Source organism: Streptomyces sp. PA03-5A (assembly GCF_033792725.1).
Lineage (GTDB): Bacteria > Actinomycetota > Actinomycetes > Streptomycetales > Streptomycetaceae > Actinacidiphila.
In genome coordinates, this window is the sequence record NZ_JARAVL010000007.1 from 164619 (window position 1) to 187093 (window position 22475).

The 22475-nt window shown below is 73.7% G+C and carries 22 protein-coding genes; 16 read left to right on the plus strand and 6 right to left on the minus strand.

The window, feature by feature from the left end:
* Nucleotides 1–34: 34 nt before the first annotated feature.
* The 4 genes from PV410_RS10715 (at nucleotide 35) to PV410_RS10730 (ending at nucleotide 4606) form a co-directional block, all read left to right on the plus strand.
* A complete protein-coding gene (locus tag PV410_RS10715; protein ID WP_499515182.1) occupies nucleotides 35–523 on the plus strand; it encodes a glutathione peroxidase in 489 nt (162 codons plus the stop codon).
* Nucleotides 524–552: 29 nt separating this feature from the next.
* Nucleotides 553–1233 (plus strand): L,D-transpeptidase family protein, encoded by a 681-nt coding sequence (locus PV410_RS10720; protein ID WP_500323955.1) that lies wholly within the window; start codon nucleotides 553–555, stop codon nucleotides 1231–1233.
* A gap of 326 nt (nucleotides 1234–1559) precedes the next feature.
* Complete coding sequence (locus PV410_RS10725; protein WP_500323956.1) at nucleotides 1560–3644, plus strand: FUSC family protein; 2085 nt, start codon at nucleotides 1560–1562, stop codon at nucleotides 3642–3644.
* A gap of 44 nt (nucleotides 3645–3688) precedes the next feature.
* Nucleotides 3689–4606 carry a DMT family transporter gene (locus PV410_RS10730; RefSeq protein ID WP_500323840.1) on the plus strand — a complete coding sequence of 306 codons (918 nt, stop codon included), beginning with the start codon at nucleotides 3689–3691 and terminating at the stop codon, nucleotides 4604–4606.
* A gap of 38 nt (nucleotides 4607–4644) precedes the next feature.
* Here PV410_RS10730 and PV410_RS10735 read toward each other — a convergent pair whose 3' ends face one another.
* On the minus strand, nucleotides 4645–5565 hold the full coding sequence (locus PV410_RS10735) for a LysR family transcriptional regulator (protein WP_500323841.1): 921 nt from the start codon (nucleotides 5563–5565) through the stop codon (nucleotides 4645–4647).
* A gap of 73 nt (nucleotides 5566–5638) precedes the next feature.
* Here PV410_RS10735 and PV410_RS10740 point away from each other — a divergent pair, with 73 nt between their 5' ends.
* Nucleotides 5639–6730, plus strand: coding sequence for an EamA family transporter (locus PV410_RS10740; protein ID WP_500323842.1), 1092 nt, complete (start codon nucleotides 5639–5641; stop codon nucleotides 6728–6730).
* Here PV410_RS10740 and PV410_RS10745 read toward each other — a convergent pair.
* A complete protein-coding gene (locus PV410_RS10745) occupies nucleotides 6651–7532 on the minus strand; it encodes an SCO6745 family protein (RefSeq protein ID WP_500323843.1) in 882 nt (293 codons plus the stop codon). The two genes, PV410_RS10740 and PV410_RS10745, sit on opposite strands and share 80 nt — an antisense overlap.
* 196 nt (nucleotides 7533–7728) lie before the next feature.
* On the opposite strand from PV410_RS10745, the gene PV410_RS10750 reads away from it, so the two are divergent.
* On the plus strand, nucleotides 7729–8394 hold the full coding sequence (locus tag PV410_RS10750) for a pyridoxamine 5'-phosphate oxidase family protein (protein ID WP_500323844.1): 666 nt from the start codon (nucleotides 7729–7731) through the stop codon (nucleotides 8392–8394).
* Here PV410_RS10750 and PV410_RS10755 read toward each other — a convergent pair.
* Nucleotides 8372–9148, minus strand: a complete 777-nt coding sequence (locus tag PV410_RS10755) for an enoyl-CoA hydratase/isomerase family protein (RefSeq protein ID WP_500323845.1) — start codon at nucleotides 9146–9148, stop codon at nucleotides 8372–8374. The two genes, PV410_RS10750 and PV410_RS10755, sit on opposite strands and share 23 nt — an antisense overlap.
* A gap of 151 nt (nucleotides 9149–9299) precedes the next feature.
* Between PV410_RS10755 and PV410_RS10760 the strand changes: the two genes are divergently transcribed.
* Together PV410_RS10760 and PV410_RS10765 are read left to right on the plus strand one after the other, a co-directional pair.
* Nucleotides 9300–9908 (plus strand): HdeD family acid-resistance protein, encoded by a 609-nt coding sequence (locus tag PV410_RS10760; protein ID WP_500323846.1) that lies wholly within the window; start codon nucleotides 9300–9302, stop codon nucleotides 9906–9908.
* Nucleotides 9909–10118: 210 nt separating this feature from the next.
* Nucleotides 10119–10610, plus strand: coding sequence for an ATP-binding protein (locus PV410_RS10765; RefSeq protein WP_500323847.1), 492 nt, complete (start codon nucleotides 10119–10121; stop codon nucleotides 10608–10610).
* A gap of 79 nt (nucleotides 10611–10689) precedes the next feature.
* Here the strand turns inward: PV410_RS10765 and idi are convergent, their stop codons facing one another.
* The 3 genes from idi to galE form a co-directional block, all read right to left on the minus strand.
* The gene (gene idi, locus PV410_RS10770) at nucleotides 10690–11298 is read right to left on the minus strand and encodes an isopentenyl-diphosphate Delta-isomerase (RefSeq protein ID WP_500323848.1); all 609 of its coding nucleotides are present in this window, start codon (nucleotides 11296–11298) and stop codon (nucleotides 10690–10692) included.
* Between the two features lie 112 nt (nucleotides 11299–11410).
* The gene (locus PV410_RS10775) at nucleotides 11411–12361 is read right to left on the minus strand and encodes a cation diffusion facilitator family transporter (protein ID WP_500323849.1); all 951 of its coding nucleotides are present in this window, start codon (nucleotides 12359–12361) and stop codon (nucleotides 11411–11413) included.
* 183 nt (nucleotides 12362–12544) lie between these two features.
* Nucleotides 12545–13531, minus strand: a complete 987-nt coding sequence (galE, locus tag PV410_RS10780; protein ID WP_500323850.1) for a UDP-glucose 4-epimerase GalE — start codon at nucleotides 13529–13531, stop codon at nucleotides 12545–12547.
* A gap of 420 nt (nucleotides 13532–13951) precedes the next feature.
* Here galE and PV410_RS10785 point away from each other — a divergent pair, with 420 nt between their 5' ends.
* The 8 genes from PV410_RS10785 to hpnC all read left to right on the plus strand — a co-directional run bounded on the left by PV410_RS10785 (nucleotide 13952) and on the right by hpnC (nucleotide 22472).
* Entirely contained in the window at nucleotides 13952–15733 is a 1782-nt protein-coding gene (locus PV410_RS10785; protein ID WP_500323957.1) for a DUF5941 domain-containing protein, read from the plus strand.
* Nucleotides 15730–16479, plus strand: coding sequence for a phosphocholine cytidylyltransferase family protein (locus PV410_RS10790; RefSeq protein WP_500323851.1), 750 nt, complete (start codon nucleotides 15730–15732; stop codon nucleotides 16477–16479). Before PV410_RS10785 ends, PV410_RS10790 begins: the two co-directional genes overlap by 4 nt.
* A complete protein-coding gene (locus PV410_RS10795; RefSeq protein ID WP_500323852.1) occupies nucleotides 16467–17528 on the plus strand; it encodes an iron-containing alcohol dehydrogenase family protein in 1062 nt (353 codons plus the stop codon). Before PV410_RS10790 ends, PV410_RS10795 begins: the two co-directional genes overlap by 13 nt.
* Nucleotides 17506–18291, plus strand: a complete 786-nt coding sequence (locus PV410_RS10800) for a CDP-alcohol phosphatidyltransferase family protein (RefSeq protein ID WP_500323853.1) — start codon at nucleotides 17506–17508, stop codon at nucleotides 18289–18291. Before PV410_RS10795 ends, PV410_RS10800 begins: the two co-directional genes overlap by 23 nt.
* A gap of 53 nt (nucleotides 18292–18344) precedes the next feature.
* A complete protein-coding gene (locus PV410_RS10805) occupies nucleotides 18345–19190 on the plus strand; it encodes a glycosyltransferase family 2 protein (RefSeq protein ID WP_500323958.1) in 846 nt (281 codons plus the stop codon).
* A 72-nt stretch (nucleotides 19191–19262) separates the two neighbouring features.
* Nucleotides 19263–20186: an ABC transporter permease gene (locus PV410_RS10810; RefSeq protein WP_500323854.1), complete on the plus strand. Its 924-nt coding sequence runs from the start codon at nucleotides 19263–19265 to the stop codon at nucleotides 20184–20186.
* The gene (locus PV410_RS10815) at nucleotides 20179–20970 is read left to right on the plus strand and encodes an ABC transporter ATP-binding protein (protein ID WP_500323855.1); all 792 of its coding nucleotides are present in this window, start codon (nucleotides 20179–20181) and stop codon (nucleotides 20968–20970) included. Before PV410_RS10810 ends, PV410_RS10815 begins: the two co-directional genes overlap by 8 nt.
* Nucleotides 20971–21542: 572 nt before the next feature.
* Nucleotides 21543–22472 (plus strand): squalene synthase HpnC, encoded by a 930-nt coding sequence (gene hpnC, locus PV410_RS10820; RefSeq protein WP_500323856.1) that lies wholly within the window; start codon nucleotides 21543–21545, stop codon nucleotides 22470–22472.
* Nucleotides 22473–22475: the final 3 nt, after the last annotated feature.

Here is a 22475-nt window from a genome sequence, read left to right on the forward strand (position 1 = left end):
GGTCCGTCCGTGCCCCAAACGAGGAGATCCGAACGTGAGCATCTACGACATCCCGCTGCGCACCCTCACCGGTGAGCCCGCCTCCCTCGCGGACCACCGGGGCAAGGCCCTGCTGATCGTCAACGTGGCCTCCAAGTGCGGTCTGACCCCGCAGTACGAGGGCCTGGAGCGGCTGCAGAAGCGGTATGCCGACCGTGGGTTCACCGTGCTGGGCTTCCCCAGCAACCAGTTCGCGGGCCAGGAGCCGGGCACGGCCGAGGAGATCGCGACCTTCTGCTCCGCGACCTACGGCGTGAGCTTCCCGCTCTACGAGAAGGCCGACGTCAACGGTGAGCAGCGGCACCCGCTGTACGCCGCGCTGACCGAGACCGCCGACGCCGAGGGCCAGGCGGGCGACGTTCAGTGGAACTTCGAGAAGTTCCTCGTCGGCGGCGACGGCCAGGTCGTCGGCCGGTTCCGCCCCCGCACCGAGCCCGAGGCCGACGAGATCGTCGCCGCCATCGAGGCGCAGCTCCCCGCTTGAGCCTGCGCGCGGCACTGACGCGCCTCGCCGTGCCGGCCGTCGTGGCCGGCACGGCGGCCGCGGTCCCGTGGTCGCCGCCCGCGCTGCCGGACCGCATGGCGGACACCGGCGGCGGCACCCAGCTGATCACGGCGGTCGCCGCCTCCCCGGAGGCCACCACTGGGACGCTGACCTGGTGGGACCGCCGCGACGGCCGCTGGGTCGCCGCGGGCTCCGCGGCCGCCCGCTTCGGCGGCGGCGGCCTCGTCGAGGGCGGGACCCGGGTGCAGGACACCTCGACCACCCCGACCGGGCTGTACGACCTCCCGTTCGCGTTCGGCACCAAGGCGCCTCCCCCCGGCACGACGACGCGGTACCTGCCGGTCACCGAGGACTCCTGGTGGTGCCAGGACAACGCCTCGGACTCCTACAACCGCTGGGTCGAACCGCTGCCCGAGGACTGCGCCCCCGAGGAGTCCGAGCACCTCGCCGACTTCGGCCGCCAGTACGCGCACGCCCTCGTCATCGGCTTCAACTACCGCCACCCGGTCCGCGAACGCGGCGCCGGGATCTTCCTCCACGTGAACGGCCGCGCCGCAACGGCGGGTTGCGTCTCGGTCCCGGCCGGCGCCATGCGTCGCATCCTGGCCTGGGCCGACCCCGGCCGTGACCCCCACATCGCGATCGGCACGGAACCGGGCCGCGGCGGGACCGCGGTCACGCGGTACTAGGCCGCGTCGTCACATGCCCTCCGCCAACCTTCGGCCGGGGGTGCCCCCACCCCGCGACGCTCCCCCAGCCGGCACTGGGAGGTACCCCCACCCCACGCTGCGTTGTCGAATCGTCCGAGCAGCCCACTACGAGGACGGCTCTCCGCCTTGTGATGCCCCGCACCTGGGGCACCTCCCAGCGGAGCTGGGGGAGCTCCTTCGACGACACGGCCCAGGCCGGTGCCTGCTCGCCCGCGGCCGATAGGCTGAGGTGGGGGAGGCGAGGGCCCGGAACCCTGCTGGCCTGCGTCTTTTCCCGACGCTGAGATCGTTCCCGTCCCGTGAGGATGCCCGTGCTGCCCCGTGGCCCCGGCCGCCGGCCCGTCGCCCTGCCGACCTGGCTGGCCCATCCGCTGCGCTGGCAGCGAGGGCCGGTGCCCTGGCCCGCCGTGCTGCGCGGGGCGCTGGCGGCCGGGCCCCTGCTCGCGCTGGGGATCGCGCTGGGACGCGTCGAGATCGGGGTGCTGGCCGGACTCGGGGCCCTGTTCGCGGGCTTCAACGACCTTCCCGGCACCCGCAGGACGGGCGTCGTCCACATCGGGCTGCCCGCGCTCGTCGCCGCGCTCGGCGTGCTGGTGGGTGCCGCGACGCAGGACGCCCTGAGCGGGTGGTGGGGGCTGCCGGTGCTCTTCGCGGTGGGCGCGGTGTCGGGCGCGGTCAGCGTGATCGGCCCGGTCTGCTCGCGGGCCGGGATGCAGGGGCTGGCCGCCATGGTGATCGGTATGGGCCTGCCGCTGCCCGGCGGGCCCTGGTACAAGGCGCTGTGGTTCCTCGCCGGGGCGGGCTGCCTGCTCCTGCTGCGGCTCGTGCTGCGGCCGCCGCGCCCGTCCGGCGGGGCGCTGGAGGGCGAGCGCGCCTCGCTGGCCCGGATCTTCGACGCCCTCGCCGACGCTCTCGACGCCGTCGGCGGACCCGGGGCGGAGGCGGCGCGGCGACGGCTCAGCGCCGCCCTGGACCGCGGTGACGAGGCGGTTCGGCTGCGCCGGCTCAGCCGGCGTCTGCTGCGTACCCGCGCACGCCGCGACGAACTGCTGCTCGCCGAGCGCTTCGGCGTGGCCACCGAGCTGACCGACGCCGCCGCGGCCCTGCTCTGGGAGGCCCGCCCCCTGCCGCCCGGGACCGGCGACGGCCCGCGGCGGCTCGCGCGGGCCCTGCGGACCGGAACGCCGCCCGGCCCCCTCCCGGCGCCCGGGCAGGCCACCCCCGCCCGCGCCGCCTTCGACGCGATGCTGCTGCACGCCGCCGTCGTCTTCGCCCGCACGGTCCCGGACACGGACCGGCCCGAGGAGGCCGCGCCGCTCCCCGCCCGCCGCCCGGCGCCGCTGCTGCGCCGCCGCGTCCTCGGCCCCGTGGGCCGTGAGTACGGGCTGAAGGTCGCGGTGTGCGTCACCGCCAGCGCGGCCGTGGCCCTGGCCCTGCGGGCGGACCACTGGTACTGGCTGCCGCTCACGGCGGCGTTCCTGGTGAAGCCGGACATCGGCCCGCTGTTCTCCCGGGTCGTCAACCGCTGCTTCGGCACGGCGCTCGGCGTGCTGGTCTTCGCCGCGGTGGCCGCGGTCCTCGGGGGCGGGATCTGGTGGACCGCGGTCTGCGCCTCGGTGGCGGGCGCGCTGCTGCCGTTCGCGGCCCGCCACTTCGCGCTGCAGACCTCCGCCGTCACGATCATGGTGCTGGCGTTCGTCTGGGCCGGCGGCGACACCCAGGCCGCCCTGTCCCGCCTGCTGGACACCGCGATCGCCTGCGCGATCGTCGTCGTCGTGGGCCACCTCCCGCGGCTCGCCGACCCCACCGCGCGGGTCGGCCACCTGGTGGCCGTCGCACAGCGGCGCACCGGGGACTACCTCGACCACGTCCTGACCGTGCCCGCCGGCGAGCGGCCCGAGGAACGCAGGGTGCTGCGGCGGGCGGCCTACAGCGCCCTGGGCGAGGCCCGCGTCGCCGCCGAGACCCTGGCCGCCGAGCTGCCCTCGCGGCACGGCGGGAACGGCGACTGGTTCCGGGTGGTCGCCGCCTCCGAGCGGATCGTGGACGCGGCCACCGCCTGCGTCGTCCGAATGGAGCAAGGGGCCCCGCGTCCGTCGGCCCGCGAGGGGGCGCAGGTGGCCGCCGCGCTCACGGCGGTCGCCGACACCCTGGACGGCAGGGCCCCCGCCGCGGGCCCTCCGGAGCTCCCGGCGGCCCCCGAGTGCGAGACGCTCGCCGACGTCGTAGCCGAGCTGCACTTCATCCGCGCCATCATGGCGGGCCTGCCCGTGCCCGCGCGGGGCAGGCGCACCACACGGCACCCCGCCGCGACCGCCGCGACGGCCTCGACCGCCGCGGCCGCGGGCCGGGAGCCAGAGGCGGACAATCGTCGCGATCAAGACGGGTGAGGGGCTAAGGTCGGGCCAGTCGGCGACACCGGGAGGTTGACGAGGTGGCCGTATTCCTGCTCGGGGTGGGGGCCGCTTGCTGTCTGGGGCTGGGCTTCGTGCTCCAGCAGCTGGCCGCCCAGCGTGCCCCGCTGTCCGACTTCCTCTCCTTCAGGCTGCTGCTGGACCTCATGCGCATGCCGCAGTGGCTGCTCGGCGTCTTCCTGATGATCTGCGGCATGCTGCTCAGCGCCCTCGCGCTCACCAAGGGCGAGGTCTCGCTCGTCGAACCGCTGACCGCGACCAACCTGCTCTTCGCGATGGCGCTCTCCCGCCGCCTCACCGGCCAGAGACTCGGGTGGCACGGCTGGTCGGGCGTGGCGCTGCTGGCGCTCGGCGTGACGGCGTTCATCGTGGCCGGCCGGCCCTCGGGCGGCGGACCGCTCGCAGGGGCGCTGCGGCACTGGCTCGTGGTCGGCGTCGTCGTCGGCCTGGCGCTGCTCCTGGTGGGCTGCGCGCGGCGGCTGCGCCCGTCGCCCGAGGCCACGGTGCTGGCGCTCGCCGCGGGCCTGCTCTACGGCCTCCAGGACGCCCTGACCCGGATCTCCGGCCAGGTGGCCGAGGACGAGGGCGTCGGCGCGCTCCTCATGCACTGGCAGCCGTACGCCGTCGTCGCGATGGGCCTGACGGGGCTGATGCTCGTGCAGAGCGCCTTCGAGACGGCCCCGCTGCGCATGTCGCTGCCCGCGCTGACCGCCGCCCAGCCGCTCGCCGGGATCGCCTGCGGCGTCGGCTTCCTGGGCGACCGCGTGCGCGTCACGCCGGGCGCGCTGGCCTGGGAGGCGGCGGGGCTCGCGGCGATCGCCGTGGGCGTCGTGCTGCTGGGCCGGCACCCGGCGATGCCCTGCGCGCACGGCACGTCCCGGAAGGACGCGGCCGACGTCGGCGGATCCGGCGAGGAACCCGTCAGGATCGTCCACTGACCACGTGACCACGTGACCACCGCGGTCGCCCGGCGCGCTCACCCCGTGAGCAGCCGGGCGACCGTCGCGATCGGCGGCCACGACCACTGACCGGCGCGTGCCACCAGGAAGTGCCGGCGCGTGCCGACCAGCGGGTCCAGCGGACGGGTCACCACGTCGTCGCGCTGCCGCTCCACCCCCGACTCGGCGAGCAGCGCCACACCGAGCCCCGCCCCGGTCAGCAGGTTCACCAGGTGCAGGCTGTCGACCCGGTGGACGATCCGCGGGGTGAAGCCGGCCATCGCGCACACCCGCTGCACCAGCTCGTCGTCGTCACTGCCGCGGGAGTTGGTGATCCACCCGGCCCCGGACAGCCGGCTCAGCCCGGACAGCGGCACCGGCCCGCCCGGCCCCGGGTCGCCGGTGTGCCCGGACGGCAGCAGGAGCACCATCGGCTGGGTGGCGAACTGCCGGGCGCTGAGGCCGTCCGGCACCGGCCGCGGCACCAGGCTGTAGTCGTAGACGATGCCGAGGTCGACGTCCCCCGACAGCAGCAGCGCGAGGGTCTGCTCCGGCTCGTGCTCGTACAGCTGCACCTCGACGCGCGGGTGCTCCGCGCGGAGCCGGCCGAGCGCGGGCACGACCGTGGGCTCCACGGCGCTGACGAAGCTCGCCAGCCGTACCCGGCCGGCCGGGCCGGACGCCCCGCGCAGCTCGGCCCGGGCCTCCTCGACCGCCGCGAGGATCCCCACGGCGTGCCCGACCAGGCGCTCGCCCGCCGGGGTGAGCCGTACCCGGCGGCCGACCGGGGTGAGCAGCCTGGTGCCGACCTCCTGCTCCAGGACGGCGAGGTGCTTGGAGACGGCGGAGGTGCCGTAGCCGGTGCGCTCGGCGACGGCGGCCATCGTGCCCAGGCGGCTCAGCTCGACCAGCAGGCGCAGCCGGCCGAGGTCGGGGAGCTGGTCGGGCGCATCGATCATCCACCGATCGTAAACAATGCGTCCGCCAATGACGCGTGGACAGAAACAACGGGCGGCGTGTCCAATGGGGGCCGTGTCCGAGCCGCATACCTTTACGACCCGCCGCATACCTGGCGCCGTGCTGATCCTGGCCGCGATGACGGTGCTGCACACCGGAAGCGCCCTGACGACGGAACTCTTCGACGAGATCGGCCCGGCCGGCACGACGTGGCTGCGCGTCGGTTTCGCCGCGGTGCTGCTGCTCGCCTTCACCGGCCGGTCGCTGTGGCCCGCGCTGCGCGCCGCCCCGCGCCGGGACCTGGCGGCCGTCGTCCTGCTCGGCGCGGTCAGCGGCGGCATGATGCTGCTCTTCTCGGAAGCCGCCGACCGCATCCCCCTGGGCACCGCGACCGCGCTGGAGTTCCTCGGACCGCTCGCCGTCGCGGTCGCCTCCTTGCGGCAGCGCCGTGAACTCGCCTGGCTGCTGCTCGCGGCGGCGGGCGTCCTGTGCCTCACCTCCCCGTGGCAGAGCGGCGCCGACCTGGCGGGCGTCCTGTTCGGGGTCGCCTCCGGCGCGTGCTGGGCGCTGTACGTGATCAGCACCCAGCACGTCGGCAGCCGCTTCTCCGCGCAGCACGGCCTCGCCGTCTCGCTGGGCGTCGCCACGGTGTTCACCGCGCCGTTCGGCGCCCCGGGCGTGGTGGCGGGCGCCACGTGGTCGGTGCTCGCGGCGGTGGCGGGCATCGCCGTCCTGATGCCGCTGGTGCCCTTCCTGCTCGAGATGAAGGCCCTGCAGCGGATCGGCAAGACCGCCTACGGCACCCTCGCGGGCATGGAACCCGCGGTCAGCCTCCTCGCCGCGATGGTGCTGGTCTCCCAGGTCCCGACCGCCCTCCAGGCGGCGGGTACGGCCCTGGTCGTGGTCGCCGGCATCGGCGCCGCCCGCGGCGAGAAGCGCGCGGCGGGCCGCTCCGGCCGCGAGGTCACCCGCAGCGAACCCCCCCCACCCCCGCCCCGGCCGCCCCCACCCCCTGACGGCGACGGGCGGCCGGACGAGGTGGGGGTCGTGGGAACCGCACCGCAAGCGGGGCGCGGAGGACGTCCCCTCAGTCCTTGCCGAAGTGCTGCAGCGGGAAGCCGCCGTTGCTCAGGACGCGGTGGGTCAGGGCGCCCGCGAGGGAGGTGAGGCGGTCGACGGCGGCTGCGCCGAGGTGTTCGTAGGGGGCGCGGTCGAGGCGGTCGGTCACGCCCTCGATCTCGCGGCGCAGTTCGACGCCGCGGTCGGTGAGGTCGCCCGCCGCGTCGAGGAGACCGCGCTCCCGGAGCCGGTCCTGGGCCGCGGCCCAGTCCTGCGCGGACCAGCCGCGGCTGCGCTGCACGAAGCGCGGGGTGAAGCTCTTGCCGGTGGCGGTGTGGGTCACGAGGGCCTCCAGACCGTCGAGGCCCGCGGCGGCGAGGGCCGAGAGGTGACCGTCTCCGCGGTGCTCGCGCAGCAGGGTGGCGGCGTGCCAGAGCGCGAGGTGGGGCCGGTCCGGCACCGGCAGGTCCGCGTTGGCGGCGTAGAGGGGCCTGGCCCCGCGCGTGCAGGCCTCGGCGGCGCGCAGCGCCAGGTGCGCGGCGTCGGCGAGGTCGGCGGAGGCGATGACCTCCGGTCCCAGCAGCCGCGTCAGTACGGCGTCGGCCACCCGCAGCCGGGTCCCGACGATCGCGTCCGGGCTCGCGATGTCCCAGGCACGCGGGATGACCGGGGCGACGATCGCGTGGTTGAAGTTGTAGAACGTGGCGGTGACCGTCCCCGCCGCGACGGCGCCCAGCGGGGCCGCCCGCCCGGCGAAGTAGGCCATGGCGCCTCGCTCCAGGCCGAGCGCCGAGAGTTCGTCGTCGTACTCGGACGAGAAGTACACGACCGAGTGCAGGGGGTTGAGGGCGTTGTGGCAGCGCCGGCCCGCGCGCGGTTCCAGCGCGGGGGCGGGGACGGTGGCGGTCATGGGCAGCAGGTTACCGACCGGTCGGCATGTCGCCGAGACCGGGACCGCCGAAACACGGATTCCGTCGCCCAAACGGCCATCGCCACCGATTCCGTGGAAAGCGTGGCGCGGAGTTGCTCATATGACTAGTCTCGGCGTCCTGTAGCCGCGAACCCTTCGGAGGCCGCCCGTGCCAGCCGCCGACCGTGCGCTTCCCGTGACCGGGCGCACCCGGCACCGCCGCCTCCGGGAGCAGGGCAGTGTCTCCCGCGACGACCTGGAGGCCGTGCTGGGCGCGGGGTTCGTGTGCCACCTCGCCGTCGTCGTCGACGGCACGCCGCTGGCGGTGCCCACCGCCTACGGGTACGACGCCGCCACCGGCACCCTCTACCTGCACGGCTCCGTGGCGAGCCGCAGCCTGCGCCCGGCCCCGGGCGCGCCGGTGTGCGTCACGGTGACGCACGTGGACGGCCTGGTCCTGGCCCGGTCCGTCTTCGAGCACGGCGTCAACTACCGCAGCGCGATGGTCCTCGGTACGCCCCGCACCGTGACCGGCCCCGAGGAGAAGCTGCACGGCCTGCGGGTGCTCACCGAGCAGTGCGCCCCGGGGCAGTGGGACCACGCCCGCCGGCCGGACCGCCGGGAGCTCGCCGCGACGACGCTGCTGGCGCTGGCCACCGACGAGGCCTCGGTGAAGCTCCGCACCGGCCCGCCCGAGGACGGCGACGGGCCGGACGCCGCGCTGCCCGTGTGGGCGGGCGTCCTGCCGCTCACCACCGCGTGGGGCACGCCCGTCCCCGACCCGGCGCTGCGCGACGGCGTGCCGCTGCCGCCGCACCTGGCGGCCCTGACGGGGCTGACTACCGGTCCACCGTCCACGTGAAGCGGGGCTCGCGGCCCTCCAGGAACGCGGCCACGCCCTCCGCCGTGTCGTCGCTGCCCTCCGCCTGGCGGGCCCAGTGCCCGACCCGCGCGGGGTCGGGTCCGGGCGCGGTGAACTCCTTGGCCGCCGCCTGCGTCAGCAGCGACCGCGAGGCCAGCACCCCGGCGAACTCCTCGACCCGCTTGTCCAGCTCGTCCTCCGCCAGTACCTCGTCCACCAGCCCGGTCCGCAGCGCCCGCTCGTGACCGATCAGCTCCGCGGAGAACAGCAGGTGCTTCGCCGTCGAGGGCCCGACCAGCCCCGTCAGCCGCCGCGTGGAGGACGCGGGGTAGACGATGCCCAGCCGCGCCGGGGTGACCCCGAAGCGCGAGCCCTCCGCGGCGAACCGCAGGTCGCAGGCGGCCGCGAGCTGGCATCCGCCGCCCACGCAGAAGCCGCGGATCACGGCCAGCGTCGGCTTGGGGAACCCCGCGAGCGCCTCCTCCGCCTCCACGGCCGCGGTCTGCGCCGTGCCGGAACCGCTCGCCGGATCGCGCAGGTCGGAAATGTCCGCTCCGGCGCAGAAGGTGCCGCCGGCGCCGGTGAGCACCAGGACGCGCACGGCCGGGTCCGCGGCGAGGCCGTCGAGCAGGCCGGGCAGCTCCCGCCACATCGCCACGGTCATCGCGTTGCGCTTGGCCGGATTGCTGATCGTCACGGTGGCCGTGGCGCCCGCCGTGTCCACCCTCAGGCCGGGCCCGGACGGCTCGGACATGCCCGCATCCCTCATCTCGTCGTCGACCCGGCTGCCCGGAGATCGCGGCGGCCGCCGGACGGGGATCCTATCCCGGTCCGTGCCACGGCAAATCGGGTATATGAGCAGTAGCTCCCGACTGGCTCCCGACGCGCGCGAGGAGGCGACGGCCATGACCCCGTTCAAGGGACGCAAGAAGCATCCCGAGCCCCCTGAGGCCGGGATCAAGCGCAGCTTCGGCTGGGTCGCCGCCCTCGGGGCGGTCCTCGTCGTGGGCGGCCTGGTCGGGCTGTTCTACGTGGGCTTCGCCACCATCACCTCGATGCTGCTCTTCGGCTGGCTGCTGCTGGTCGGCGGCGTCGTCGGCCTGGTCCAGGCGGTGCAGAACCGCAACACCAACTTCTTCTGGCTCGCCCTGGTCGTCGCGGCCCTCTACATCGCCGCCGGGGTCGTCGTGATCCGCAACCCCGAGCAGACGGCGGCCGCCCTCACCATGTTCGCGGCCCTGCTCTTCCTGACCGGCGGGATCTTCCGCCTCTTCGGCGGGCTCGTGGTGCGCGGGCCGCACATGGTGTGGACGCTCATCCAGGGCGCGATCGGCATCCTGCTGGCGGTCCTGGTCCTGGCGAACTGGCCGGAGAGCAGCCTCTACGTCATCGGCGCCTTCTTCTCCCTGGCGCTGCTCTTCGACGGGCTGGGGCTGCTCGGCGCCGGCCTCGGGGGCCGCCGGATCGTCGGAATGGTCGCCGATGCCCGGGACGCCCCGCTGACGCGTCAGTGAACCGGAAGTACCAGATCAGTAGGGGCTCACGGGCCCGACACGTCCGATCGCCTTGAGTCGGAGGTGGTCGAAAGGTGCGGATTTACGGTCAGCGGCTCGGGGTGGACCCGTCGGCTGCCGACACTCGATCCGTGAGGCGGACCTCGCCGCCGCCGTGGGCGGCCCGCGGGGGCCGCGGGGTGCATCGCGAATGCAAGGGTGAAGACCGCCATGGACGTACGCGGGAGCGTCCCGCCCTCCGAACCGGTGCCCCCGATGGCGCCGGATGTCCCGCGCCCTTACGAGGGCGTGTGGCGCTTCACCGCCCCCGCGCTGGACTCCTCGGTGCCGCAGGCCCGGCACGCGGTACGGGACCTGGTCGTCCGCCAGGGCGTGCCGGTCAGCGAGGAACTGCTGCACGGCCTGCTGCTGATCGTCTCCGAGCTGGTCACCAACGCGGTGCGGCACGCCGCACTGCTGTCTCCCGAGATCGCCGTGGAACTCGCCGTCGGAGTGGACTGGGTACGGGTGGCCGTCGAGGACAACCACCCGTACCGGCCCAAGGCCCTGCAGGTCGACGACGCCGACACCGGCGGGCGCGGCCTGCTGCTGGTCAAGACGGTCACCGCCGAGGCGGGCGGGATGTGCGACGTCCAGCAGACGACGACCGGCGGCAAGGTCATCTGGGCCGCGCTCCCACTGCCGCCCGGCCTGGTGCACTGACCGCACCGAGCGCACCGAGCGCACCGAGCGCACCGAGCGCACCGACCGCGGCCGGCCGCACCGAGCGCACCGGCCGGGGCTACCAGCCCGCGTCCCCCGTCAGCTCGCGCACCGCCGGCAGCGCGGCATCGAGCACGGTCGGGAACCAGGCCGAGAACGGCCCGGCGGCGCGGAGCGCGGCGAGCTCGGCGGGCGACACGAACGCGGTCTCGTCGATCTCCTCCGGATCCGGCTCCAGGGGTGCGGTCACCAGGCCGACGAAGAGGTGGTTGTACTCCTGCTCGACCAGCCCCGACGCCGGGTCCGGGTGGTTGTAGCGGACCGTGCCGGCCTCCCGCATCAGGGCGGGCGCCACACCGAGCTCCTCGCCGGTGCGGCGCGCGGCGGCGACGAAGGGCGGTTCGCCCGGGTAGGGATGGCCGCAACAGGTGTTCGACCACACGCCGGGGGAGTGGTACTTCCCCGCCGCCCGGCGCTGCAGCAGCAGCCTTCCCTCGCCGTCGAAGAGGAAGACCGAGAACGCACGGTGGAGCCGCCCCGGCGGCAGGTGGGCCGACAGCTTCTCCGCGGTCCCGATCGTCACCCCGGTCTCGTCGACCAGCTCGAGGAGGATCGGCGCCGGGGCACCGTTGGAGGAGGGGTCCGCGGCGGGTGTGCGGGGCCGGTCGGCGGCGGGGCTCGTGGGCATGGCCATCCTTTGCTTCGACGACAAGACCTCAGTTTGCCTCACGCGGGGACACGCCACGTGGTTGCAGCGCGCTCAGGCTTCGTGACACTGCGTCGCACGGCGCGGCGTGCCGTCAGTGGCACAACCGCGCCTCGTGCTCCGCGTGTCCGACCGGCTCCAGCTGGAAGGTGCAGTGCTCCACGTCGAAGTGGGTGCCGAGGCAGCCCTGCAGGTCGTGCAGCATCTTCTCGTGGCCGACCGCGTCCAGGACGTCCCGGCTCACCACGACGTGCGCGGAGAGCACCGGCATCCCCGAGGTGATCGTCCACACGTGCAGGTCGTGCAGCCCGGCCACGCCGGGCAGCGCGAGGATGTGCGCCCGCACGTCGGCCATGTCCACGTCCTTGGGCGCGGCCTCCAGCAGGACGTCGATCGCCTCGCGCAGCAGCTTCCACGTCCGCGGGACGATCATCAGCCCGATCAGGATCGAGGCGACCGGGTCCGCCTGCTGCCAGCCGGTGGCCAGGATCACCAGCGCCGCCACGACGACGGCCAGCGAGCCCAGCGCGTCCGCCATGACCTCCAGGAACGCACCCCGGACGTTCAGGCTCTCGCGCTGCCCGCGCATCAGCAGCAGCAGGGACACCGAGTTCGCCACCAGGCCGATCGCACCGAAGACGACGGTGAGCCCGCCCTCCACCTCGGTGGGCGTGATGAGCCGGCGGACCGCCTCGTAGAAGATGAAGGCGCCCACGCCGAACAGCAGCACCGCGTTGGCCACCGCCGACAGGATCTCGGCGCGCGCCAGCCCGAAGGTGCGGCGCTCGCTCGGCGGGCGGTTGGCGAAGTGGATGGCCACCAGCGCCATCGCGAGGCCCGCTGCGTCGGTCGCCATGTGCCCGGCGTCGGCCAGCAGGGCGAGCGACCCGGTGAGCGCGCTGCCCGTGACCTCGGCCACCAGGATCAGCAGCGTGATGCCGAGCGCCATGCGCAGCCGCCCGCGGTACGCGGCGGCCGCGGTGCCCGTCGGTACGGATCCCGGCCCGTGCGAGTGGCCGTGGCCGTGCGCGTGCCCTGCGCCCATCGCCCGACGCTCCCGTCCGCCGCCTCCACGCGACGGCGTGCCCGCGCGCGGAGACCGGCGTGCCCAGTGAACAACGGTCACCTTCCGTGGGCAACTCGCCGACGGTGGCCGCTGTCAGGTGCTGTCAGCCGCGGTGACCTGCGGCGATGGGGAGCGTGACGGCCGCGGGGGGAGCGCCCGTGGTCAGGCGCGGCGCGCCTGCGGGTGGTTCAGGCACCAGCCCTCCCACGCGGACTCCACCATCTCGCGGATGCCGCGGCTCGCCGTCCAGCCCAGTTCCCGGCGGATCAGCGCGGACGAGGCGACCACGCTCGCCGGGTCGCCCGCGCGCCGCGGCAGGATCACCGGCGTGACGTCCTTGCGGCCGGTGACCTCGAGGACGATGTCGATCAGCTCCCGGACGGAGACGCCCTCGCCGCGTCCGATGTTCACCGTCAGGTCCGTGCCGCCGTCGCGCTCGCCGACCCAGCGGGCGGCCGCGAGATGGGCGTCGGCGAGGTCCTCGACGTGGATGTAGTCGCGCACGCACGTGCCGTCGGGGGTGGGGTAGTCGTCGCCGAAGATCTGCGGGGCCTCGCCGCGGGTCAGCTTGTCGAAGACCATCGGGACGATGTTGAACACCCCGGTGTCGGCCAGCCGGGGCTCGGCCGCCCCCGCGACGTTGAAGTAACGCAGGCAGGCGGTGGAGATCCCGTGCGCCCGCCCGGCCGCGCGGACCAGCCACTCGCCGGCCAGCTTGGTCTCGCCGTAGGGGCTCAGTGGCAGGCACGGCGTGGACTCGGTCACCAGCGGCACGTCGGGCAGGCCGTACACGGCGGCGGAGGAGGAGAAGACGAAACGGCCGATCCCCGCGTCCGCCACCGCCTCCAGCAGCGTCCCGAGGCCGCCGAGGTTCTCCCGGTAGTAGCGCATCGGCTGTTCGACCGATTCGCCGACCTGCTTCCTGGCGGCCAGGTGCACGACGCCCGTGACGCCGTGCTCGGCGATCGCGCGGTCCAGCACGGCGCGGTCCAGGACGGAGCCGGTCACCACGGGGACGTCCGCGGGCACACGGGCCGGCACACCGGCCGAGCCGTCGTCGAGCACGACCACGCGCTCGCCCGCGCCGCTCATCGCCCGCACCACGTGAGATCCGATGAAGCCGGCCCCGCCGGTGATCAACCAAGTCATGGCGCCACCCTAGTGGTTCGGCGCGGGAGCGGGTCCGCCGCCGTCGGCTCGCGGAACACCGGGTCGAGGAACGCGGACGGACGGACGCCGGGCCGGCACCGGGACCCGGCGACGTCCCGGTCCCACCACGCACCCCCGGGCCGTTCGAACGGCCACCCGGCACCCCTCCCGGAGCGGCCACTCACCTGCACCCACAGTGACCCCTGTTCCACGGGGCGTACCGGGCGGTTGTCGACGCCCGTGCGATCGACCATGATGATCACGCCCAGCGGCCCACCGCAGGGGAAACGGCCGGTGAACGGAGCCTTCCGGGAATCCGATAGCCTCTGCCGACACGGCCCCGCGGCACGTCGCACCCTGTGGCGGCGGCGTCCCCGGCAGGCGCCGAGTACTCACGCACGTCCAGGGAGATGAGTCCTTCTGTCGACCGCCATCCTCACCGGTACGCCGGTCGCGATGTCGCCGATCGAGGGCGACCTGCGGACCCTCGGGTTCGAGGTCGTCACCGCGGAGGACGCCGCCTCGCTCGCGGCGAGCCTCCGCGCCGCCCCGGCGGCCGACCGCGTCGCCGTGGTCGACCCGTGCTTCGTCGGGCACCTGCACGCGCTGCGCCTGGGGCTGGTCGATCCGCGTTTCGACGTCTCCGCCGTGCCGGGCGCCTTGTCGGTGCGGCCCGCCGCCCGCCCCGCCCTCGTGCGAGCCCTCGCGGAGACCGGGGATGAGGGCGCGGACGAGGGGGAGGGCCTCGCCGACCGGCTCGCCGGGCGCATGGAGAAGGACGGCGTCCGCGTGCACCGTCCTGAGCTCGGCGTCCTGATCGCGACCGTACCGGCCGACGCCGCGGGGCGCGTGAGCGCCGAGGCGGCCGTCGCGGCCGTGGACGACGAGGCGGTGCGGCTGCGCAGCGCCGTCAAGTCCCGTGACGGCTTCTTCACCACGTTCTTCATCAGTCCCTACTCCTGCCACATCGCGCGCTGGTGCGCCCGCCGCGGACTCACCCCGAACCAAGTGACCACCGCCTCGCTGCTGGTGGCCCTGGTCGCGGCCGGCTGCGCGGCCACCGGCACCCGGCCGGGCTTCGTCGCCGCGGGCGTGCTGCTGCTGACGTCCTTCGTCCTGGACTGCGCCGACGGCCAGCTGGCCCGTTACTCGCTGCAGTACTCCACGCTCGGCGCCTGGCTGGACGCGACCTTCGACCGCGTCAAGGAGTACGCCTACTACGCGGGCCTCGCGGTCGGCGCGGCCCGCGGCGGTGACGACGTCTGGGCGCTGGCGCTCGGCGCCATACTGCTGCAGACCTGCCGCCACCTCGTGGACTTCGCCTTCTCCGAGTCCGCCCAGGACGGCGCGACCGGCGCCGGCGCGGCGGCGCTGTCCCGGAAGCTCGACCGCGTCGGGTGGACGGTGTGGCTGCGGCGCATGATCGTGCTGCCCATCGGCGAACGCTGGGCGCTGATCGCGGTGCTCACCGCGGCGACCACGCCGCGCATCACCTTCACCGTGCTCCTCGTCGCCTCCGGACTGGCCGCCTGCTACACGACGGCGGGCCGCGTGCTGCGCTCGGTGCGCGGGGCGACGCACTGCGGCGACGCCGCGGCCCGGGCACTGGCCGACCTCGCCGACACCGGCCCGCTCGGTGAGGGCCTCGCGCGTCTCTTCCGGGGCCACGGCATCCCGGCGGCCGCCCTGCTGGGCGCGGCAGTGATGATCGCCACGTCGCTGCTCGCGCCGGCCGGCAGTCCGTGGCCCCTGGCCGCCGCCGGCTGCTACGCCGTGACGTCGGCCCTCGCCGTCTCCCGGCCGCTCAAGGGAGCCCTCGACTGGATCGTGCCGCCGGTCTTCCGCGCGGCCGAATACGGAACCATCCTGGTGCTCGCGGCGGTCTCCGATGTGAACGGAGCATTGCCCGCGGCTTTCGGGCTGGTGGCCGCGGTCGCCTACCATCACTACGACACGGTCTACCGCATCCGCGGCGGGAGCGGTGCGCCCCCGCGGGGCCTGGTCCGCGCGACGGGCGGTCACGAAGGCCGGGCACTGCTGGTCACGGCGGCGGCCGCGGCCCTGGCGCACAACACGATTTTCACGGTCGCGCTGACGGCTCTCGCCGTCGCGCTGGCGGTGGTGGTGCTCACCGAGAGCATCGGCTTCTGGGTGTCATCACATGCACCCGCTGTACACGACGAAACTGGAGGACCTGCATGATCGGCCTCGTGCTGGCGGCCGGCGCCGGACGGCGACTGCGCCCCTACACCGACACCCTGCCGAAGGCCCTGGTGCCCGTGGACCCGGCGGGTGAGGGGACCACGACCGTGCTGGACCTCACGCTGGGCAACTTCGCCGAGGTCGGCCTGACCGAGGCCGCCATCGTCGTGGGATACCGCAAGGAGGCCGTCTACGAGCGGCAGGCCGAGCTGGAGGCCAAGTACGGCCTGAAGCTCCACCTCGTCGAGAACGACAAGGCCGAGGAGTGGAACAACGCCTACTCCCTGTGGTGCGCCCGTGACGTCATCAAGGAAGGCGTCATCCTCGCCAACGGCGACACCGTGCACCCGGTCTCCGTCGAGAAGACCCTGCTCGCCGCCCGCGGCAACGGGCAGCGCATCGTCCTCGCCCTCGACACGGTGAAGCAGCTCGCCGACGAGGAGATGAAGGTCATCACGGCCGAGGGCAAGGGCGTCCAGCGGATCACCAAGCTGATGGACCCGGCGTCCGCCACCGGTGAGTACATCGGCGTCACCCTCATCGAGGGCGAGGCCGCCGCCGACCTCGCCGACGCGCTGAAGGCCACCTACGAGCGCGACCCGCAGCTGTACTACGAGGACGGCTACCAGGAGCTGGTCAACCGCGGCTTCCAGGTCGACGTCGCCCCCATCGGCGAGGTCTCCTGGGTCGAGATCGACAACCACGACGACCTGAACCGTGCCCGGGAGATCGCGTGCCGGTACTGACGAGGCTCATCCCCTCGCCGGTCGTCGTCGACATCCGTGCCGGAGCCCTGGACGACCTGGCGACCGTACTCGCCGACCAGCGCATCTCCAGTTCCGGCAGGCTGGCCATCGCGATAAGCAGCGGTTCGGGGGCCCTCCTGCGGGCGCGGCTCGCCCCGGCGCTGCCGGGCGCGGACTGGTACGAGGTCGCGGGCGGTTCCATCGACAGCGCGGTGAAGCTCGCCGACGCCATGCGCGGCAACCGCTACGACGCGGTGGTCGGGCTCGGCGGCGGCAAGATCATCGACGCCGCCAAGTACGCCGCAGCGCGCGTCGGCCTGCCGCTGGTGGCGGTGGCGACCAACCTCTCGCACGACGGCATCTGCTCGCCGGTGTCCACCCTGGACAACGACAACGGCCGCGGCTCCTACGGCGTGCCGACCCCGATCGGGCTCGTCATCGACCTGGACGTGATCCGCGAGGCCCCGGTCCGCTACGTGCGCTCCGGCATCGGCGACGCCCTGTCCAACATCTCGGCGATCGCGGACTGGGAGCTGTCCCACCGCGAGACCGGTGAGCCGATCGACGGGCTGGCCGCCGCCATGGCGCGCACCGCCGGCGAGTCGGTGCTGCGGCACCCCGGCGGCACGGGTGAGGACGAGTTCCTGACCGTGCTGTCCGAGGCGCTGGTGCTCACCGGCATCGCGATGTCGATCAGCGGCGACAGCCGCCCCGCCTCCGGGGCGTGCCACGAGATCAGCCACGCGCTCGACCTGCTGTACCCCAAGCGGGCCGCCGCCCACGGCGAGCAGGTCGGCATCGGCGCCGCCTTCGCGATGTTCCTGCGCGGCGCCGAGGAGGAGGCCGGCCTCTTCGCGGAGGTGCTGCACCGCCACGGGCTGCCCACGACGCCGGGTGAAATCGGCTTCACCGAGGCCGAGTTCGTCACGGCCGTCGAATACGCTCCGCAGACCCGCCCCGGGCGTTACACGATCCTGGAGCACCTGGAGCTCTCCACCGACCAGATCAGGGACGCATACGCCGACTATGCCAAAACCATCGGTAGCTGAGCTGCGGCCGGTCGTTCACCCCTCGGGGCTGAAGGACCGGCGCAGCGGTGAGCACTGGGCCGGGCGCATCTACATGCGGGAGATCTCGCTGCGCTGGACCCGGCACCTCGTCAACAGCCGGGTGACCCCCAACCAGCTCACGTACCTCATGATCGTCGCGGGCATCGCGGCCGGCGCGGCGCTGCTCGTGCCCGGCCTGCCCGGCGCCGTCGCCGGCGCGCTGCTGATCCAGCTGTACCTGCTGCTGGACTGCGTCGACGGCGAGGTCGCGCGCTGGCGCAAGCAGACCTCGATCACCGGCGTCTACCTCGACCGGGTGGGGCACTACCTGTCCGAGGCGGCGCTGCTGGTCGGCTTCGGGCTGCGCGCGGCCGACCTCTTCCACCGCGACGGCGCCACCACCCAGTGGGGCTGGGCGTTCCTGGGGACGCTGGCCGCACTCGGCGCGATCCTGATCAAGGCCGAGACGGACCTGGTGGACGTGGCCCGCTCCCGCAGCGGTCTGTCCGCCGTCCAGGACGAGGCCTCCGTGCCCCGGTCCTCCGGACTGGCGCTGGCCCGCAAGGCCGCGGCCGCGCTGAAGTTCCACCGGCTGGTGGGCGGTGTCGAGGCCTCGCTGCTGATCCTCGCCGCCGGTGTCGCGGACTTCGTCCACGGCGATCTGCTCTTCACCCGCATCGCCGTCTGCCTCCTGGCCGCCATCGCCGTGCTGCAGACGCTGCTGCACCTGGTGTCGATCCTCGCGTCGAGCAGGCTGAGGTGAGCGCCGTGGGGACGTCGGCCGGAACGATCCGCCTCGGCGCGGTGATCATCACCATGGGCAACCGCCCCGAGGAACTGCGCGACCTGCTGGACTCGGTCGCCAAGCAGCGCGGCCCGGCGATCGAGGTCGCCGTGGTCGGCAACGGTTCACCGCTGCCCGAGCTGCCCGCCGGGGTGCGGGCCGTCGAGCTGCCCGAGAACCTGGGCATCCCCGGCGGCCGCAACGTCGGCATCGAGGCCTTCGGCCCCGGTGGCGGCGAGGTGGACGTCCTGCTCTTCCTGGACGACGACGGACTGCTGCCGAACGAGGACACCGCGGAGCTGGTCCGCGAGGCCTTCGCCGCGGACCCGCGGCTCGGCATCGTCAGCTTCCGGATCGCCGACCCGGAGTCCGGGACCACCCAGCGCCGCCACGTCCCCCGGCTGCGGGCATCCGACCCCCTGCGCTCCTCGCGCGTGACCACCTTCCTCGGCGGCGCCAACGCGGTGCGCACGGAGGTCTTCCGGCAGGTCGGCGGCCTGCCCGACGAGTTCTTCTATGCCCACGAGGAGACCGACCTCGCCTGGCGGGCCCTCGACGCGGGCTGGATGATCGACTACCGCGCGGACATGGTGCTGTTCCACCCGCTGACCGCTCCGAGCCGGCACGCGGTCTACCACCGGATGGTGGCCCGCAACCGCGTGTGGCTGGCCCGCCGCAACCTGCCCTGGGTCCTGGTCCCCGTCTACCTCGGCGTGTGGATGCTGCTGACCCTGCTGCGCAGACCCTCGGGCCCCGCGCTGAGGGCGTGGTTCGGCGGCTTCAAGGAGGGCTGGACGACCCCGAGCGGCCCGCGCCGGCCCATGCGGTGGCGGACCGTGTGGCGCCTCGCCCGACTGGGCCGGCCCCCCATCATCTGACAAGCTCGGAAATGAGTGACCCCGCGCGACGGGCCCGGCCCGTGGCGCGCCAAGAGGACGAAAGTGTCAACTGTGAGCGAGACAACGCACGGCGGTGCGGTCGCCGTGGGCCCGGTGCCCCCGGCGGGCGGCGGCCTCACGCCGTCCCAGCTGGCGGCCAAGTACGGCCTGTCGGTCAGTGGTGCCAGGCCGGGTCTCGCCGAGTACGTACGGCAGCTGTGGAGCCGCCGTCACTTCATCTCGGCGTTCGCCCGGGCCCGCGTGTCGGCCCAGTACACCCAGGCCCGGCTGGGCCAGCTGTGGCAGGTGCTGACGCCGCTGCTCAACGCGGCCGTCTACTACTTCATCTTCGGCCTGCTGCTGGGCACCGACCGCGGTGTCGACAACTTCATCGCCTTCCTGGTCACCGGCGTCTTCATCTTCACCTTCACCCAGTCCTCGGTGCTGGCGGGGGTGCGCGCCGTCTCGGGCAACCTCGGGCTGATCCGCGCGCTGCACTTCCCGCGGGCGAGCCTGCCGATCGCCTTCACCCTGGTCCAGCTGCAGCAGCTGCTGATGTCGATGTTCGTGCTGCTGGCCATCGTGCTGATGACCGGCGAGGTGCCCGGGCCGTCGTGGGTCCTCGTCGCGCCCGCGCTCGTCCTGCAGTGCGTCTTCAACGCGGGCCTGGCGCTGGTGATGGCGCGGCTCGGCAGCAAGATGACCGACCTCGCGCAGCTGATGCCGTTCATCCTGCGGACCTGGATGTACGCCTCCGGTGTCATGTACAGCATCAGCCACTTCGCGGCGGCCGCGCCGACCGCGGTCAAGATCGCCCTGGACGTCAACCCGGCGGCCGTCTACATCGACCTCATGCGCTTCGCGCTGATCGACAGCTTCACCGCCGAGCAGCTGCCCCCGCACGTGTGGGCGCTGGCGCTCGGCTGGGCCCTGGTCATGGGCATCGGGGGCTTCGTCTACTTCTGGAAGGCCGAGGAGAGGTACGGCCGTGGCTGAGCACAACGAGACCGCCGAGGGCGGCGAGCGCGTCCCCACCGTGATCGTGGACGACCTGCACATCGTGTACCGGGTGCACGGCGCCGGCAGCAGCAAGGGCAGTGCCGTCGGCGCCCTGTCCCGTCTGGTCACCCGCAGGGGCGATCCGAACGTCCGCAAGGTGCACGCCGTGCGCGGCGTCAGCTTCACCGCCTACCGGGGCGAGGCGATCGGGCTGATCGGCTCCAACGGCTCGGGCAAGTCCACCATGCTGCGCGCCATCGCCGGCCTGCTGCCCGCGGAGAGCGGCAAGGTGTACACCGAGGGCCAGCCCTCGCTGCTCGGCGTGAACGCCGCCCTGATGAACGACCTGACCGGCGAGCGCAACGTCATCCTCGGCGGTCTCGCGATGGGGATGTCGCAGGACGAGGTGCGGGAGCGCTACGAGTCGATCGTGGAGTTCTCCGGCATCAACGAGAAGGGTGACTTCATCTCCCTCCCGATGCGGACCTACTCCTCCGGCATGGCGGCCCGGCTGCGCTTCTCGATCGCCGCGGCCAAGAGCCACGACGTCCTGATGATCGACGAGGCGCTCGCCACCGGTGACCGATCGTTCCAGAAGCGCTCCGAGGCGCGGATCCGCGAGCTGCGCAAGGAGGCCGGCACGGTCTTCCTGGTCAGCCACAACAACAAGTCGATCCGCGACACCTGCGACCGCGTGCTGTGGCTGGAGAAGGGCGAGCTGCGCATGGACGGCCCCACCGACATCGTGCTGAAGGCGTACGAGGAGTTCACCTCGAAGTGACCCCGCAGGCCGGCCCGCGCCCCCGACAGGAGGCGCGGGCCGGCGCACGTCCCGGGCGGTCCGCCGAACTCTCCCGCTCCCGCGTGGTGTTCGCCCGCGCTCGGCCACGGCCGCGACGGCGGCCGTCCACCCGGCGCCGATCCCTTCGTCCGGGACGCCGGCGGGTCCGCGTACGGATACGCCAAGTGAGTGGGCGCGCGCCCGGCGCATCCGCGGCGCGCGGACCACGGGGCGAATGAGGCCGATGATTTTCCCGGGATTTTGCGAGACACCGGGGACAGGAACCCACGGTTCGTGCGTTGCTGCTTTCGGATCGACATCGGTCCGCCCCCCGGCGCACGCCGGAGCGGGTCCGCGCCGTAAGCTGTAGCGGTACTCAATCGCCGGATCTCGGGCGATACGTCCGGAGAGTCGGTTCGAGTGCCGGGACAGCCAGGAGCAGGAATTATAGGAGCGGCGTGTCCGAAATTGGGTGTAATGGGCTATCGGTGTAGAACGGGGGATGTGACGGCAATGGCTCTGTGGACCCCTGGGGAGAAAACACCCACCGCCCGCACACCGGGACGTCCACGGTGACCGGTCTCAAGCCCGAGGCACGGGCTGGCACGGCGCCGGATCCTCATTCACGTGCCGTCCTCGACAAGGCGGCCCGCGAGAACTTCCCCGTCGCACCCTTCTTCGTCCCCCGTTCCTGGCGCGCCGACCTGATGGCCGTCTACGGCTTCGCCCGGCTCGTCGACGACATCGGCGACGGGGACCTGGCCGACGGCGGCCGCACGGACGCGGTACGGCTGGGGCTGCCCGCGGAGGCGGCCGAGGACCGCCTCGCCATGCTCGACGCCTTCGAGGCGGACCTGCGCCGGGTCTTCGACGCAGGCCCCGACGACGTCCGCCACCCGCTGCTGCGCGCCCTGCAGCCCACCGTCCGGCGCCACGGCCTCACGCCCGCGCCCTTCCTCGGCCTCGTCGAGGCCAACCGCCAGGACCAGGTCGTCCGCCGCTACGCCACCTACGAGGACCTCCTCGCCTACTGCGAGCTGTCGGCGAACCCGGTCGGCCGGCTCGTGCTCGGCATCACCGGCACCGCCACACCCGAGCGGATCCGCCGCTCGGACGCGATCTGCACCGCACTGCAGATCATCGAGCACCTCCAGGACGTGGCCGAGGACCTCGGCCGCGACCGCATCTACCTGCCCGCCGAGGACATGAAGCGCTTCGGCGTCACCGAAACCGATCTCACCGCCGCGAACGCAGGCGCACCGGTGCGCGCACTGGTCGCGTACGAAGCCGAACGCGCCCGAGACCTCCTGAATGAAGGCACCCCCTTGGTGGGTAGCGTCCACGGCAGGCTCAGGCTGTTGCTCGCCGGGTTCGCCGGAGGAGGCCGCGCCGCCCTGCGGGCGATCGCGGACGCGGGGTACGACGTGCTGCCGGGTCCGCCCAAGGCGGGCACGTTCAGCCTGCTGCGCGAGGTGGGGTCGACATTGCGAAGAGAGGGGTGAGCC

What these genes read in the sequence shown, in the direction of transcription:
- PV410_RS10805 (WP_500323958.1), top strand. Translation starts at nt 18,345, where the DNA reads ATGGGCAACCGCCCCGAGGAACTGCGCGACCTGCTGGACTCGGTCGCC.
- PV410_RS10775 (WP_500323849.1), bottom strand. Translation starts at nt 12,361, where the DNA reads ATGGGCGCAGGGCACGCGCACGGCCACGGCCACTCGCACGGGCCGGGA.
- galE (WP_500323850.1), bottom strand. Translation starts at nt 13,531, where the DNA reads ATGACTTGGTTGATCACCGGCGGGGCCGGCTTCATCGGATCTCACGTG.
- PV410_RS10800 (WP_500323853.1), top strand. Translation starts at nt 17,506, where the DNA reads ATGCCAAAACCATCGGTAGCTGAGCTGCGGCCGGTCGTTCACCCCTCG.
- PV410_RS10725 (WP_500323956.1), top strand. Translation starts at nt 1,560, where the DNA reads ATGCCCGTGCTGCCCCGTGGCCCCGGCCGCCGGCCCGTCGCCCTGCCG.
- PV410_RS10735 (WP_500323841.1), bottom strand. Translation starts at nt 5,565, where the DNA reads ATGATCGATGCGCCCGACCAGCTCCCCGACCTCGGCCGGCTGCGCCTG.
- PV410_RS10790 (WP_500323851.1), top strand. Translation starts at nt 15,730, where the DNA reads ATGATCGGCCTCGTGCTGGCGGCCGGCGCCGGACGGCGACTGCGCCCC.
- PV410_RS10755 (WP_500323845.1), bottom strand. Translation starts at nt 9,148, where the DNA reads ATGTCCGAGCCGTCCGGGCCCGGCCTGAGGGTGGACACGGCGGGCGCC.
- PV410_RS10745 (WP_500323843.1), bottom strand. Translation starts at nt 7,532, where the DNA reads ATGACCGCCACCGTCCCCGCCCCCGCGCTGGAACCGCGCGCGGGCCGG.
- idi (WP_500323848.1), bottom strand. Translation starts at nt 11,298, where the DNA reads ATGCCCACGAGCCCCGCCGCCGACCGGCCCCGCACACCCGCCGCGGAC.
- PV410_RS10765 (WP_500323847.1), top strand. Translation starts at nt 10,119, where the DNA reads ATGGACGTACGCGGGAGCGTCCCGCCCTCCGAACCGGTGCCCCCGATG.
- PV410_RS10760 (WP_500323846.1), top strand. Translation starts at nt 9,300, where the DNA reads ATGACCCCGTTCAAGGGACGCAAGAAGCATCCCGAGCCCCCTGAGGCC.